This is a genomic window from Lentilactobacillus otakiensis DSM 19908 = JCM 15040 (assembly GCF_001434145.1).
GTDB classification, from domain to species: domain Bacteria; phylum Bacillota; class Bacilli; order Lactobacillales; family Lactobacillaceae; genus Lentilactobacillus; species Lentilactobacillus otakiensis.
Genome location: NZ_AZED01000011.1, coordinates 411520 through 424606, shown reverse-complemented (window position 1 = coordinate 424606; position 13087 = coordinate 411520). Strand labels below are relative to the sequence as shown.

12 protein-coding genes and 1 riboswitch are annotated in these 13087 nt (G+C 45.0%); of the genes, 9 read left to right on the top strand and 3 right to left on the bottom strand.

Going from position 1 to position 13087, the window contains the following annotated elements:
- Window positions 1–33 precede the first annotated feature (33 nt).
- Together aroD and FD05_RS05685 are read right to left on the bottom strand one after the other, a co-directional pair.
- Window positions 34–792 (bottom strand): type I 3-dehydroquinate dehydratase, encoded by a 759-nt coding sequence (gene aroD, locus FD05_RS05690; RefSeq protein WP_020280556.1) that lies wholly within the window; start codon window positions 790–792, stop codon window positions 34–36.
- 277 nt (window positions 793–1069) lie between these two features.
- Entirely contained in the window at window positions 1070–2083 is a 1014-nt protein-coding gene (locus tag FD05_RS05685; RefSeq protein WP_039932533.1) for a polysaccharide deacetylase family protein, read from the bottom strand.
- A 552-nt stretch (window positions 2084–2635) separates the two neighbouring features.
- Here FD05_RS05685 and FD05_RS05680 point away from each other — a divergent pair.
- The 9 genes from FD05_RS05680 to thiW all read left to right on the top strand — a co-directional run bounded on the left by FD05_RS05680 (window position 2636) and on the right by thiW (window position 11937).
- Window positions 2636–4273 carry a peptide ABC transporter substrate-binding protein gene (locus FD05_RS05680; RefSeq protein ID WP_020280559.1) on the top strand — a complete coding sequence of 546 codons (1638 nt, stop codon included), beginning with the start codon at window positions 2636–2638 and terminating at the stop codon, window positions 4271–4273.
- Window positions 4274–4536: 263 nt separating this feature from the next.
- Complete coding sequence (locus tag FD05_RS05675) at window positions 4537–5802, top strand: metal-dependent hydrolase family protein (RefSeq protein WP_020280561.1); 1266 nt, start codon at window positions 4537–4539, stop codon at window positions 5800–5802.
- A gap of 340 nt (window positions 5803–6142) precedes the next feature.
- Window positions 6143–6457 carry a chorismate mutase gene (locus tag FD05_RS05670; RefSeq protein WP_020280562.1) on the top strand — a complete coding sequence of 105 codons (315 nt, stop codon included), beginning with the start codon at window positions 6143–6145 and terminating at the stop codon, window positions 6455–6457.
- A complete protein-coding gene (gene aroC, locus FD05_RS05665; RefSeq protein WP_020280563.1) occupies window positions 6454–7623 on the top strand; it encodes a chorismate synthase in 1170 nt (389 codons plus the stop codon). The genes FD05_RS05670 and aroC overlap by 4 nt, the downstream gene beginning before the upstream one ends.
- Window positions 7624–7632: 9 nt before the next feature.
- A complete protein-coding gene (gene aroA, locus FD05_RS05660; RefSeq protein ID WP_020280564.1) occupies window positions 7633–8949 on the top strand; it encodes a 3-phosphoshikimate 1-carboxyvinyltransferase in 1317 nt (438 codons plus the stop codon).
- 6 nt (window positions 8950–8955) lie between these two features.
- On the top strand, window positions 8956–9807 hold the full coding sequence (locus FD05_RS05655) for a prephenate dehydrogenase (RefSeq protein WP_020280565.1): 852 nt from the start codon (window positions 8956–8958) through the stop codon (window positions 9805–9807).
- Window positions 9808–9818: 11 nt separating this feature from the next.
- Window positions 9819–10325 (top strand): shikimate kinase, encoded by a 507-nt coding sequence (locus tag FD05_RS05650; RefSeq protein ID WP_020280566.1) that lies wholly within the window; start codon window positions 9819–9821, stop codon window positions 10323–10325.
- Window positions 10326–10341: 16 nt separating this feature from the next.
- Complete coding sequence (gene aroE / locus FD05_RS05645) at window positions 10342–11214, top strand: shikimate dehydrogenase (RefSeq protein ID WP_020280567.1); 873 nt, start codon at window positions 10342–10344, stop codon at window positions 11212–11214.
- Window positions 11215–11280: 66 nt separating this feature from the next.
- Window positions 11281–11380: riboswitch (TPP riboswitch) on the top strand.
- Between the two features lie 38 nt (window positions 11381–11418).
- Window positions 11419–11937 carry an energy coupling factor transporter S component ThiW gene (gene thiW, locus FD05_RS05640; protein ID WP_020280568.1) on the top strand — a complete coding sequence of 173 codons (519 nt, stop codon included), beginning with the start codon at window positions 11419–11421 and terminating at the stop codon, window positions 11935–11937.
- On the opposite strand, the gene FD05_RS05635 is transcribed toward thiW, so the two are convergent.
- Window positions 11938–12951, bottom strand: a complete 1014-nt coding sequence (locus tag FD05_RS05635; protein WP_020280569.1) for a LacI family DNA-binding transcriptional regulator — start codon at window positions 12949–12951, stop codon at window positions 11938–11940. It lies immediately after the preceding gene.
- Window positions 12952–13087: the final 136 nt, after the last annotated feature.

The window sequence follows — 13087 nt, the reverse complement described above, 5'->3', positions numbered from 1 at the left end:
CAAAAAAGGAAACCACACGTTTGTGGTTTCCTTTTATTTTGTTTCGAAGGTTTTCATTTCTTTTCGTAAGTCGTCAATTCCAATTTGCCCAGGTGCTGAGGCACCACCAACGGTTGCAAAACTCATGACTGACCCAAACAACGGCGCGGTAATCCGTGAGATTTTTCCAAGGTCACCCATGGAAATGGCAATGATTGGAATTGTCATCTTTTCGGATTCAGTTGCCGTTGCCCGCATTATGGTAAGGACATCCTTGAACTTGGTGGGCATGGCCGCAACTTTTGCGATGTCTGCATTTTGATTCTCCATCCGGTTCAGCAAATGAGCAATTTCCACTTCCGTTGGGGTTGCCTGAAAATTGTGGGCACTCAAGACAACTTTGAGGTCATACTGATGGGCTCTGGAGATGAGCTTGCTGATAGCAGCGTCGCTGAAGTGGAGTTCGACGTCCAGCATGTCTGTCAGTTGATTCTCGATTAGTCGCTCATATAGGGACGTGTAGCCTGCTTCACTAAGTGCGGCCTCGCCGCCTTCACCAGTTGTTCTAAAAGTTGTTAAGAGGACAGTATCGGCCAGAATTTCACGTAGCTGATTATAAGTCGTTTGATACGCGTCAGTATTTAAGACGTCCTGATAGTAATCAATCCGCCATTCAATCACATCGGGATGGTGCGCGATTGCGTTTTTTGCTTGGATAATGATCTCTTCAGAGGTCCGACCGGTTATTGGCACTGCAATCTTGGTTGTTCCTGGTTGAAACGTTGTCTGTCGAACTGTCACTTTTCCAGTCATCCTGTAAAGCCTTCCTTCACTCTGGTGAATTTCTTGTCCCAATTCTACCAATCGTGCCTGATGACTGCAACGTCAAAAGAGAGTGCGAAAAAAGGCGTTTTGATCCCAGAATTTAAGGGAATAAATCAATTATTCCCGGTTCTGGAATGGTTGGTTTATCCCCTTAAATGGCCGGGATCAGCCGATTTGAGCACGTTTTTGCTAAGTAATAATGGAGTTATTAAAGAATGAGGCTGCGGCAAAAGTTTGCACTCTTGTCCCAGCCTCTTCGAATTGTCTAAAATCCGCGAAAATCGCCTCTACCGAAATACTGTAAGTTGGCTAAGAGTGGCTTTTGCATCAAAGTCGGTAGGGTGACAAATGTGTAGCCACGTTTCTTAAGTGATCGGATAATCTGTGGCACTGCCGCAACGGAGGTTGGATGAATGTCGTGCATTAAAATAATTGATCCGGGATGAGTAGTTGCCAGAACATGGTGAACCGTCTTTGGCGTGTTCAGATATGCCCAGTCCCGGGAGTCAACATTCCAACGAACGATCGGACGATCAAACAAGTTACCAACCCGACTGTTAACCGCTCCGTATGGCGGCCGAACGTATGATGGAATGGTTCCGGTTGCCTTGTATATAGCCGCGTCAGTCAATGCAATCTGGTGAGTTGCCTTTGCGCTAGAGAGGGTTGTCAAATCAGGATGATTCCAGGAGTGGTTGCCGATTTGGTTGCCGTATTTGAGAACCAAACGGCTGGTGCTTGGATAACGAATGACACTGCTGCCGACTTCAAAGAACGTGGCATGAACATTGTAATGTTTCAAAATCTTGAGTAATTTCGGAGTCAACGTCGGATCAGGACCATCGTCAAAAGTCAAACTAACCACCTTTTTGGGTGTCTTTGGTTTGACAAAATCGTACTTTGACGGCATGTATCGGTTCAAAATAATACCGCTGAGCTTACTGAGAGGAATTGCGACGTTCTTCACCCCGTATGAGTTCTTGACCAGGTGAATCGTTAGGTCAGTTTTGCTCAAGGTAAAGTTGTGTGCGGTCAGTCGTTTAGGCAAGGGCAGGTATACCAAATTTTGGACCTGTTTGCCGGTCAGTTTGTGATCTTCGGCCAATTGTGCCCGTGTCAACTGGCGAATCGTGCCCAGTCGATGAAGACTGTTGTTGGTAATTTTGCCATAGGTTAAAGTGGCAGCGGCATGGGCTTGTGATGAATGATTGCTAATACTGAATGTGAATAGTGATACTGCTGCGACACTTAACGTTAAAAAGACATGTTTGTTGATCATGATGATCACCCCAAATTACTTTCAAATTTTATCTCAATGTCATTTTCACATTGCAAATGAAGTAAGTCAATCAAACTTATTTTGAAATTTTTCAAAGGCTGTGGATCCTTGATGACATGGGGATGTCACTTGAAGATGAATCTCGAGAATGGCTCGAATTTTGCAAAGTGGTGTTGACAATCTTTCCAGGATTCGTTATTGTACATGACATTAGATATCGATGAGAAAGTGCTTAGAGAAATTGAAAAGTCGGTATTAAGAAATTCAAAGAGAGCGTCGTGATCTGTGAAGGCGTAATTTCTTAATTACTTAAAGTCAATTTTGAGCACGGTGATTCGCAAAGAGTCACTAGGGTGCGCCCAATACAGCGCCAACGTATACCGAGTCGACCGGTTGTACGCGAGAGGTGGAATTTATTCCACAATGAAGGTGGTACCGCGCTAAAGCGTCCTTTTAGAAGTTTAACTTCTGATTGGGCGCTTTTTGTGTTTCATGGACACAACACGGCTGTATCCTCATCGATATCAATACAAAATTATTGGAGGAATTGCTATGTTTAAGGATATCAGATTTACAGCCATGATTAGTGTCGTTATTGGATTTATGGCTGTCTTATTAAGCGGCTGTGCGTCGACAGCAGTTGGCGGAGGCGTGGGGAGCGCTGAGAAGGCCTTAAAAATAACGATTCCAGGTGAGCCATTAACCATTGATCCAACCAAATCGATTGAAACTAATGGTGGCGCGGTCATCGATCAAGTCAGTGAAGGAATTTATCGCCGGGATGCTGATAACAAAATTGCTGCGGGCGTGGTGGACCAAGTGGTGAAACCAACCGAGAACGGGACTAAGTACACGTTTAACATTAAAAAAGATGCCAAATGGCAAGATGGTTCAGCAATCAAGTCTGAAGATTTTGTCAATTCAATTGATCGCCAAGCTGATCCCAAGACCAAATCACAGCAGACAACGTCCATTCAATATATCGAAAATTTTGCTGCTGTTAATGATGGCAAAGCAGATCCCAGCAAACTCGGGATTCATGCAGTGAACGATCGGACATTCACAATTAAATTAACCAAACCGGTACCGTTCATGAATTATGAATTTACCAATTTCTATCCAATTCAAACGTCAGCGATTAAGAAATATGGCAGTCAATATGGTTCAAGTTCAGATAAGACCGTTGCCAATGGGGCATACGTCATCACAGGTTGGAACGGTACCAACGATTCGTGGAAATATGAAAAGAACAAGAATTATTGGGATGCTGAAAATGTCAAAATTCCTGAAATTGACGTGACGGTTGTCAAAGATAACAATACCGCCCAAAACATGTTCAATGGCGGACAGATCGATCTGACCAGCCTGACTGGCCAGTACGTCAAGCAGAATAAGAACAACAAGAATTTGGTCGTTACTGAAACCGGCCGGAACAATTACATTTACTTCAATGATAAGAAGAAGGTCACATCTAATGAGAATTTGAGAAAAGCTATCAGCATGGTGATTGATCAGGATCAACTCGCAAAAGACGTGTTGCAGGATGGCTCAATTGGCGCAAATAACATCGTGCCAAAGAACTACGCTAAAGATCCTAAGACTGGCGAAGACTTCACTTCTGAAATGGGTGATCAGGCGCCAACTGATACCGCTAAAGCTAAAGCCTATTGGACAAAGGCACAAAAGGAGATTGGTAAAGATAAGATCTCGCTTGATTTCCTGGTCGATGATACCGATACCGAAAAGAAATTGGCAGAATATGTTCAAGGCGCTGTTTCCAACAATTTGAAGGGTCTGACTATCAACATTGAATCTGTGCCTCATGCGACCCACGTCACTCGGGATTTCTCAACGGACTTTGATATTTGTACCGTTGGATGGGGCCCGGATTACCCGGATGCCCAAAACTTCTTGGATGGCATGCGCAGTAATAATACGATCAATTTCTCCAAATTTAAGGACGCCCAATATGATGAGTTGATGAATAAGGTTGACGACACCACCAAGTACGATGCCAACCAGCGTTGGGAATTTGAAAAGCAGGCAGATAAGCGATTGATGTCAATCGCAGCGGTTGCACCAACCTACCAAGCCTCACAGGCCCATTTGATCAGCAGTAAAGTTGGCGGTCTGAAGTGGGATGCAATGTCCGGTCAGTCTGGGAAGCTGCAGTATGCGTATTGGAAATAGCAGAGTGTGACGAGCAACGTTTTGACTCGGAGAGCTAAGGCTTCTCGGGTTGAAATCCCGACTTTAGATTTGAAGCCGAGAATCTTAGATCGCAGTGTCAGTTGCGTCGGAACACGTTTCGACAAAGTAACAGAAGAAAACCAAACCGAACCGAACCACACTTAAGGAGGTGGTTGCCATGGCATACCAGTTAACAAATCCAAATGATGTTCCATCCCAGTTAGTCCGCAACCAAGCATTTTACATCGAAAGGAAGATTTATTATGACAAAAATCAATTATACGAATGTCGCAATTTACAACCATGAGAAACAAAACTTTGTAGCCAACCAGCATATGGTGGTTGACACGGATACCGGTAAGATTGTCGAAGTTGGCAACGGCAGTTCCACCAACCAAGTCGTCGATGAAGTAACCGATATGCATGGTAGATATGTAATGCCGGGAATTATGAACGCACATACGCATATTACGAGTATTCCGACCTATTGGTGGAATGATGGCAAGGAGCAACGCCACTCAGATTCACGTGAATTTAATACGATGTTTGCCGTGAGAAACATGGCAGATGCGATTGACCACGGCGTTACCTATATTCGAAACGTGGGTGCTGCCTTCGACATTGATATTGAAGTTAAGAAAATGCAGGAGAAGGGCTGGATTAGAGGCCCCAAAGTGATGACTTCCGGCAAAGCATTTTCAATCACTGGTGGTCATGGATCAGGTGGCGGCTACGAAGTTGATGGGGTCGATGAAGTCAGAAAAGGTGTCCGTCAAGCAATGAAGAACGGTGTTGATAATATCAAGATGATGGTCACCGGCGGCGTCCTCAAGAATGGTGAAACACCTGATGATATACAATTTACACCAGAAGAGGCCAGAACTGCTGTTACTGAAGCCCATCATAAAGGTAAAACGGCGGCCGCTCATGCTCAGGGAAATGCCGGGGTGAAAGAAGCCGTTGAAGCCGGGTTTGATACGGTGGAACACGCCTTTGATATCGATGATGAGACCATCGCGATGATGAAGGAACACGGTACAGTGGTCGTACCAACCATGAACGCAATGTATGCCATTTATAAATATGGCAAGGATACCGTACCTGATTGGGCAAGAGAAAAAGTGATCGTCAATATTAAGAAGCATTTTGCCAGCATTACCAAGGCAGTCCAGTCAGGGATTCCAATCGCGATGGGCACTGACGCCGGGACACCTTACAACGGATTTAGAAATGAGAGTGCCTACGAAATGGAATTATACGTTGAGAAGGCCGGAATGACCCCTGCCCAGGCAATTGATTCAGCCACTATTAATTGTGCCAGAGCGATGCATGTTGATAATGAATATGGGCAAATTGTTGCAGGTAACTATGCCGATTTCATTTCAATGGAAGAAAATCCAATTAATGATATTAGTGTGATTCAACACGATAAAGATGTTTATCAAAATGGAACCAGAGTTCACGAACAGGCAGCTGCCAAGGTTAGTGAGCATCAGGAAGCCCCAAGTAAAGTCAGCGCAGCAATCTAGTAATAGTAATTAAAATCCTATGAGTAAATTATTAGGGTTGACGAATAATTTCTAATATGTTTTAATTAATACAACTTTTACGAGAGGAATTGATAACCATGACAAAGCAAATAACTGAAACTTCAGCCTATTATTTTGACTATGCCTACTTTAAGTAGTGTCCGCTTCGGGGCGGACGCAAATTTGAGCGTTCGCGTCCAAGTGGTGCAGAGTCAATGTTTTGTTGAGCCCACTAGACGTAATAGTCTGGCTGGGTGAGTTACCATTCTTTACGAATTTAGTAAACCAGCTGGATACCATATCTAGCTGGTTTTTTTCATGGAAATAAGGGGTGTTGATAATGACAAATAATATTCAGGATTCAACCGATAGTCAACGTGAAATTCAAGCTGCACGAGAATCAATTAACGATATCGATCACTCAATGGTTGATTTACTGCAAGAACGGTTTAAAACTTCCGCGCGGATTGGCCAGATCAAGGCAGATTCTCAAATGCCGGTGTTGGATGCCGATCGGGAGCAGCAAGTTCTCGACTCAGTCGGACAGCTCGATTCAGATGTGGAGACCCGTCAGTATCTACAAAACATTTTCCGAGAAATTTTAAAAAACTCACGTGACTACCAACACGAATTAATGCAAAAGGAGAACAAATGATGAATTACTTAACTGCTGGAGAATCTCATGGCCCACAATTAACAGGGATTATTGAAGGAATCCCTTCCGGGTTGCATTTGGATGTCGATGCCATCAATGCCCAACTCAAGAAACGTCAGGGAGGATACGGCCGCGGTAACCGCCAAAAAATTGAACACGATGAAGTAACCATTACCGGCGGTGTTCGTCATGGGATTACCCTTGGTTCACCAATTGCGATGGTCGTTCAAAATCGGGACCATGCCCACTGGAACGAGATCATGGATCCGGTGAGCCCAGAAACCCCTGAAAACACATTGAGAAAAGTTGAACGCCCACGTCCAGGCCATGCCGATTTGGTGGGTGGCATGAAGTATCGTCACGAGGATTTGAGAAATGTCTTGGAGCGTTCGTCTGCTCGAGAAACAGCCATTCGAGTTGCTATTGGCGCTGTCTGCAAGCAATTCTTGGAGCAGTTAGGCATTCAAATTGTTGGGTATGTCGAACAAATCGGCCAGATTTCTACTGATGAAAATCCTGAATTGGACGTTACCAAGATTGAAAATGAGATTGAACAAAATGATCTTAGAATCATCGACCAATCTAAAGTAGATTCGATTCACGATTTGATCGACCAGACCAAGCGTGACGGTGATACTTTGGGTGGCATTATTCGTGTAGTTGCGACCAACGTTCCTGCCGGTCTCGGCAGTTACATCAGCTGGGATACCAAGTTAGATGGTAAGCTTGCCGCAGCAGTCATGGGGGTTAACGCCATGAAGGGTGTTGAAATTGGTGATGGCTTCAAGGCTGCCGCGAGTTTTGGCAGTCAAGTGATGGATGAGATTGACTGGAACCAACAAGACGGCTTCTTCCGAAATACGGATCATCTGGGTGGTTTTGAAGGCGGCATGACTAACGGGATGCCAATTATCGTCAAAGCAGCTATGAAGCCGATTCCAACCCTGTACAAGCCACTTCAAAGTGTTGATATTCAGACCAAAGAAGTTAAAAAAGCCAACGTCGAGCGTTCTGATACCACGGCGATTGTGCCCGCATCAATTGTGATTGAAAGTGTCGTTGCCATTGAATTAGCCAAGGCATTAACTGACAAATTTGACGGTGATAATTTACAAAGGTTGCAAGAACAGCTCGCCCAATATCGTGACGAACTGAAAAAATTCTAGGAGGTTCCTATGGAAAAAGGCGAAACCAAATCAATTAAACAGCTCCAAGGAAATCTCCAAACTGGGCTCCAAGGCACATTAGCCGTTCCCGGTGACAAGAGCATTTCTCATCGTGGAATTATGTTCGGCGCCATTAGTGAAGGGACCACTGTCCTGCATCACTTCTTGACCGCCGAAGATTGTTTATCCACACTGAAGGCATTTCAACAGCTAGGGGTTCCAATCACCAGAGACGGCGATGTGGTGACCATTCAAGGTGTTGGGCTGCACGGTTTACAGCAACCGGAACAACCACTCGATATGGGTAACTCCGGCACCACCACTCGGCTGATCATGGGATTGTTAGCTGGGCAGGACTTCCCAACCGAATTAACGGGGGATGCTTCATTATCACAACGGCCAATGAAACGTGTCAGTGAACCATTGGCAGAAATGGGTGCCAATATTGAAGTGACTGATGGCCATCTGCCAGCAATCATCAACGGTGAAAAACTGCATGGCGTGGACTATCACTTAAAAGTTGCCAGTGCGCAAGTCAAAAGTGCGCTCATCTTAGCAGCACTGCAAGCTGAGGGCGATTCAATCCTGGTTGAAAAACAGCCAACCAGAAACCATACAGAAAAAATGCTGCGGGCGTTTGGGGCGGACATTGAGACTGAAGCAGACGACGTGACCATCACCGTTCATCCAGAACCACAGATGCACGGGATCACATTGAATGTGCCCGGTGATATGTCTTCAGCCGCCTTCTTTATGGTCGCCGCCAGCTTGGTTCCCAACTCTAAGGTAACTTTACGGAATGTGGGGATGAATGATACCAGGACCGGTTTATACTCCATTCTGAAACGAATGGGTGGCAAGATTAGTCTCTCTAATGAAGATAGTAGTGGTGAACCGACTGCTGATTTGACAATTGAATCTGCTGACTTGCAGCCAATTGAAATTGGTGCCGACGAGATTCCAGCAGTGATTGACGAATTACCGTTGGTTGCTTTATTAGCGGCCAAAGCAAACGGTATCAGTAAAATTACCGGTGCCGGCGAACTCCGGGTGAAAGAAACCGATCGGATTTCAGCAATCGTCGAAGAATTCCATAAATTAGGAATTGCCATTGAAGAACTGGACGATGGTTTTATCATTGACGGGCGCCAAACTTGGCACCTTGAAGATTCTCAACTGGATAGCCATGGGGATCATCGAATTGGCATGGTCATGGCGGTTGCCGCTCTTCTCGTGAAACAGCCAATGACTTTAGCCGGTGCTGATAGTATTAACATCTCCTATCCGGAATTCTTTGATGATTTGGCCACGTTGATATCGAGGTGAGTGCGGATGACGACAGTTCTAATTAGCGGACTTGGATTAATTGGCAGTTCAATTGCCCGAATTATTAAGGATGGGGATGCTGCCGTTACAATTCTTGGTAGTGATCCAGATGATGACAATGCCGACTTTTTACTGGAACATCAGATGATCGACTCGCGGGTCGCTTTCACAGATGGGGCGAAAAGCGCCGATGTGATCATCTTGGCTGGCCCAGTTTCAGTGATTCTGGATCAAATTGGTGAGTTAAGCCGGTTGTCTCTAAAGGATGGTGTCCTGGTGACGGATGTCGGTAGCACCAAGCAAGCCATTATGACTGCAGCCACGCGATTAACTCAAAAGGGGGTTGCCTTCATGGGTGGTCACCCGATGGCTGGATCGCATTTGACTGGGAGTCAAAACGGGACAGTGAACCTATTCAAGAATGCCAAATATTTTCTGGTAACTGGTTCACAAACTGAACGGCAACTTCGCGATTTTCAGAAACTATTAAAATCGGCAAATGTTGATTGGATAACTACATCGGCGCAAACCCATGACAAACTGGTTAGCGAACTAAGCCACGTGCCACATGCTGTGGCTGCAGCCTTGGTAAATAGTATCGCTGAGGGTTTGGCAGATGATCCGGTCGGGTTAAAAGCCGCAGCCGGTGGCTTCAAGAGCACCACCAGGATTGCTGCATCGAATCCTCAGATGTGGACGGCAATCATGATGAGCAATTCTGAAGTGGTTAGTAGGGAGCTGGCAGCGTTCCAACAGCAACTCAGTCAACTGGAACAAGCAATTAAAAGCCAAGACGAAGCAGCGATCTACGCGACCTTTGCCAAAGCACAGAAAACCAGACAGTCGCTGGATGATTAAGGAGAAAGCCTATGAAAGCAATATTGGTTGGATTTATGGGCAGCGGCAAAACTACCGTTGGCCACTTGTTAGCTCAAAAATTGAACATGCCTTATCACGACTTGGATGACATGATCGTTGAGCGAGCCGGGAAATCAATTAAGCAGATATTTGCGGATGATGGGGAGCTGGCCTTTAGAAACATGGAGCATGACGCGCTTGAAGCGGCTCTTGACGATGATGGCATTTTGGGAACTGGTGGCGGCACACCAATTCAGGCGGCCAACTTTGAAATGCTGAAGGCCAGTGACGTGCCGGTTGTTCTATTGGATGTCATGCCAGAAACAATCATTTCCCGACTTCAAAACGACACGGATCGACCTCTAGCCAAACAACTTGGACTGGATGGTCTGGTTGATTTAAAAGGACAACGTGACTTAAGATATGAACAGGTCAGTGATTTTCGAGTTGCCACAGATGACCTGACGCCATTAGAAGTTGTCGAGACAATTAATAAGAATTTATTCATCAAAATGTAGTTGTGGAGGGGTTTAGATGATTGATGGACATACAAAATTATTCGGTTTACTGGCACATCCGGCTGCACACAGCTTGTCACCGCTGATTCACAACACCAGCTTTAAAGTTACCGGCATCAATGGTGTTTATTTGGCGTTTGATGTCACATCTGATGGGCTTCCAGACAGTTTAGCAGCCATGCGTGCCATGAACATCGGCGGGTTTAATTTGTCGATGCCTTTGAAAACCGACGTCATTCCACTACTTGATGAAATTACGCCGCGAGCCGAGCGCTTGCAAGCCGTTAATACGGTGATTAATCGTGATGGCCGACTGGTTGGGGACAGCACAGATGGTCAGGGTTGGGTAGATTCGTTGAAGCAAGATGATATCACTATTGATGAGAAGGTTGTGACAGTACTGGGTTCTGGTGGTGCGGGTCGGGCAATCATTTCAGCTGCAGTTGATGCCGGTGCCCAGAAAGTCTATGTATTTAAGCGGACCAATGACATTTTTGAGTCTCGCAAGGAGCAGTTGGAGAGTTGGTCGGATGTAGTTGAAGTCTTGCCTTATGAAGATGAGTCGATGATTGCTCAAGCTTTTGATGAAAGTCAAATTGTCGCAAATTCCACGAATGTTGGCATGGCAGGTGATCAATCGACACCAGTCAGCAAAGCTGTCATTTCTCACCTGACTCCCCAGCACATTGTCACCGACGCCATTTACTTTCCACTTGAGACACCATTCATCCGTGCCGCCAAACAACAAGGCAGTCATACATACAACGGGATTGGGATGCTGGTTAATCAAGCTGCCGGTTCATTTTTGGAATGGACAGGTCAGCGGATGCCGGTTCAGCCGGTCATTGAAGCCGTTCATACAGCAGTTCAGCAGCGACAGCAAAGTTGACATGCCAAATTCCCGACAAGCAAATTGTTTTCGGTTATACTTAATGAAGTGCTTGAATTAAATACGAGATAACATTAGGGGAGCCATTTGGCTGAGACGGAACTTTGACGGACCCTTAGAACCTGATCTGGTTAGCGCCAGCGTAGGAAAGTGTTAAGCGAAGCGAAAAGCCTCCTTTTGTTATCAGACGAAAGGAGGCTTTTTATGCAGAGAAATATGACTTATAAGATGGTATTAACTGCGATCCTATCCGCAATTGGCGTGGTTGGCGGCAGTATGTTTGAATTTACGGTTGGTGTCGCCAAAGTTGCACCAATGCAGCATTTGATTAATTTGGTTTCCGGTGTCTTGGTTGGCCCGTGGTGGGCAGTTACCCAAGCATTTATCACTTCATTAATTCGGAATTTGTTGGGCACCGGAACGGTCCTAGCTTTTCCAGGGAGCATGATTGGGGCATTCTGTGTTGGGTGGTTATTTCAGAAAACCAACCAACTGATTATCGCCGCATTCGGTGAGTTGATTGGAACTGGGATCATTGGTGCGATTGTGGCTTACCCAATTGCCAGCTGGATGATGGGAACAACAGGGGCGATTTATCTGTTTATCCCCAGCTTCTTCTTGAGCGCCTTGGTTGGTGTTATCTTTGGTTACATCATATTGAAGAGTATTTGGAAACGAATTATTGTACCTCAACAACAAAAATTGGGAATTGATAAGAAATAGTCAATCCAGATTGAATGATTCTCGATAATGGAATTTTCCTGGGAGAATCGTTCTCACATGCCAAGTCCGAGGGAATTTGACCAACGTTTCGGCATGCAATACTGCCGCGTAACCAAGTTCTACTTTTGGCAACCAGATACTGGTCAGAGAAGGCGTTAGATACGATGCGAACTCCAAATCATCAAAGCTGACTAATTGCAGATCTTTTCCAGGGATGACATTGTGCTTGGCCAATCCCTTCATGACCCCAATTGCAAGCGGATCAGAAGCAACCAATAGACCATCAAGCTGATTACCATATTGATTCAATAGGTCGTCAGTTGCTTCCATCGACGCTTTAGTAGTCCAATTGGTTAATTTCATAATTGGCTGGTGACGATTGATGGTACACCACTGCTGGTAGCCTAAAGTACGGGCATCTTCAATGTTGTTACCAATACTGCCATCTAAATTGGTTTCGTGTCTTGATCCGCCGATGAAGCCGATCTTGTGACATTTTTGATTCATCTTTGTTAAGGCTTTATAAGTGTTTTCCACCAGATTAGTGTCCACGACATCCACAATGTCATCATCATAGCTGCCACCATCAACCACCACCACGTTTTGATTGAATTTCATGATTTCGTGGATGGCTTTTTTGGAAATGGTGCCAACAATTAAAATTGCGTCATAGTCCAAGAAATCTTTAGGTTCAATGCCCCCATCCATTCTGATGACGCGTTTGATATTAATGTTCTGGGATTCAGCCGCTTCATAAACCCCTCGGCGGAGAAAACGCCAGTACTCATCTCGAGTTTCTTCCTCAAGGGTTAAGGTGGTCATGAGCGCAAAATTCAACTGATTCTTGTCTGGCTTGGGTAACAGCGAGTATTTGTATCCGAGCTTGTCAGCTACTCGCCGGACCTTATCACGAGTTTCCTTGGCAACGTACTCACTTTTATCTGGGCTCAATGCCCGCGACACCGTTCCCGGAGAGACTTGTGCTAATTTGGAAATATCTTTAATTGTAGCCATGCATTATCACCCCTCAATTGATTCGATTTAAATCTCGTTAAACTCAATTAAAAGTTTTAATAAATATCTACGATGTTTTATTAAAACTAATTGACAATTTAACTGTAAACGTTTACATTACAGATAGCAATTATTT

Excerpts from the sequence above, each read along its gene's own strand:
- aroD (WP_020280556.1), bottom strand. The coding sequence starts at position 792 with ATGACTGGAAAAGTGACAGTTCGACAGACAACGTTTCAACCAGGAACA.
- FD05_RS05685 (WP_039932533.1), bottom strand. The coding sequence starts at position 2,083 with ATGATCAACAAACATGTCTTTTTAACGTTAAGTGTCGCAGCAGTATCA.
- FD05_RS05680 (WP_020280559.1), top strand. The coding sequence starts at position 2,636 with ATGTTTAAGGATATCAGATTTACAGCCATGATTAGTGTCGTTATTGGA.
- FD05_RS05675 (WP_020280561.1), top strand. The coding sequence starts at position 4,537 with ATGACAAAAATCAATTATACGAATGTCGCAATTTACAACCATGAGAAA.
- FD05_RS05670 (WP_020280562.1), top strand. The coding sequence starts at position 6,143 with ATGACAAATAATATTCAGGATTCAACCGATAGTCAACGTGAAATTCAA.
- aroC (WP_020280563.1), top strand. The coding sequence starts at position 6,454 with ATGATGAATTACTTAACTGCTGGAGAATCTCATGGCCCACAATTAACA.
- aroA (WP_020280564.1), top strand. The coding sequence starts at position 7,633 with ATGGAAAAAGGCGAAACCAAATCAATTAAACAGCTCCAAGGAAATCTC.
- FD05_RS05655 (WP_020280565.1), top strand. The coding sequence starts at position 8,956 with ATGACGACAGTTCTAATTAGCGGACTTGGATTAATTGGCAGTTCAATT.
- FD05_RS05650 (WP_020280566.1), top strand. The coding sequence starts at position 9,819 with ATGAAAGCAATATTGGTTGGATTTATGGGCAGCGGCAAAACTACCGTT.
- aroE (WP_020280567.1), top strand. The coding sequence starts at position 10,342 with ATGATTGATGGACATACAAAATTATTCGGTTTACTGGCACATCCGGCT.
- thiW (WP_020280568.1), top strand. The coding sequence starts at position 11,419 with ATGCAGAGAAATATGACTTATAAGATGGTATTAACTGCGATCCTATCC.
- FD05_RS05635 (WP_020280569.1), bottom strand. The coding sequence starts at position 12,951 with ATGGCTACAATTAAAGATATTTCCAAATTAGCACAAGTCTCTCCGGGA.